The 1007-nt window shown below is 54.0% G+C and carries 3 protein-coding genes; all 3 read right to left on the bottom strand.

Annotated elements, in window-relative coordinates:
• Positions 1-270, bottom strand: a 270-nt coding sequence (locus HWQ67_RS19730) for a hypothetical protein (RefSeq protein ID WP_218254404.1), incomplete at its 3' end; no start/stop codon positions are given.
• Between the two features lie 22 nt (positions 271-292).
• Positions 293-703 carry a hypothetical protein gene (locus HWQ67_RS19725; protein WP_218254403.1) on the bottom strand — a complete coding sequence of 137 codons (411 nt, stop codon included), beginning with the start codon at positions 701-703 and terminating at the stop codon, positions 293-295.
• Positions 704-713: 10 nt separating this feature from the next.
• A partial coding sequence (locus HWQ67_RS19720; protein WP_218254402.1) for a hypothetical protein occupies positions 714-1007 on the bottom strand: 294 nt, incomplete at its 5' end.

Genomic DNA, 1007 nt, shown 5'->3' with positions numbered 1-1007 from the left:
GGACCCCTCCCGAATAGCACCCATTCTCAGCAGTGGAGCCAGCCTCAGTTCCAGTTTATCGGCTTCCGCTTTTAACTCCGTCCTCGTAGCGAATGTCCCTGCCTGCATATCCAACTGCCTTCGAAACTCGTTCATGCCCTCCAGCCTGCGGTCCATTTCCTGTGTGGCTTTCTCCAGGGCTTTGTCCTGAGCGTCAAATCGTATGTCCATTTTCTGACAGATTGCTTTCAACGCAGTTTCAATTCCAGAGTGATGAGGACAATCAGTCATACCAGTCTCCGCTACTCAACCCTTACGGTACATTTCTTAATCCTTGAACTACCGGGGGTGCGGCAAAATACACTATACCGAAAGGGCCAGCGGCAGCGCACACCGAAGCGTCATTGCTCCACGAGGTCGTCACGCTCGGAATGCCCACCGTCTCTCCTAACGGGTACCTGATTGCCTTCACCCCGACAAAATATCTCCCCTCCACGTTAAAGGTGATAGCCGTTTGGGTCGCTGTGATCTCCCCACCTACAGGGGAGCCAGCCCCTGACGTGCCTACACGGGTGTAGACCTGGTACTTGATTACATCCCCCGTGGCTACCGGAGCTACTGCGTCCCATCCTACCGTTGCCTGGTTCGCTGTGATCCATGACTGAGCGTTTGCCACACCAACCATCAGAAACAAACACACAAGCACCAACAGAATCTTTTTCATAACATCCTCCCTACCATCCGATATACCCGCTAGTCCCCTTACTCACCGCACCTGTCCCCCCTGTACCCACTAAACCCGTTATTGTGCCGCTGAAAACAGGAGCAGCTACCCTTGTCACTGTAATCGTGTCAGCCCCCGTCTTGCTGCTTGGGTCTGTCGCTGTCACGGTAATTTCATTCGCTCCCAGTGTGAGCGTAGAGGCCGTAAAGCTCCATGTAATCGTGCCTGTAGCTGTGCCACTGGCAGGGTTACAAGTGGCACACGCCCAGGTTACGGATGCAACGCTTACATCATCCGATGCGGT

Source organism: Candidatus Magnetobacterium casense, assembly GCF_019173545.1.
Taxonomy (GTDB): domain Bacteria; phylum Nitrospirota; class Thermodesulfovibrionia; order Thermodesulfovibrionales; family Magnetobacteriaceae; genus Magnetobacterium; species Magnetobacterium cryptolimnobacter.
The sequence above is the reverse complement of the archived record's forward strand: the minus strand, read 5'-3'. Positions and strand labels throughout refer to the sequence as shown.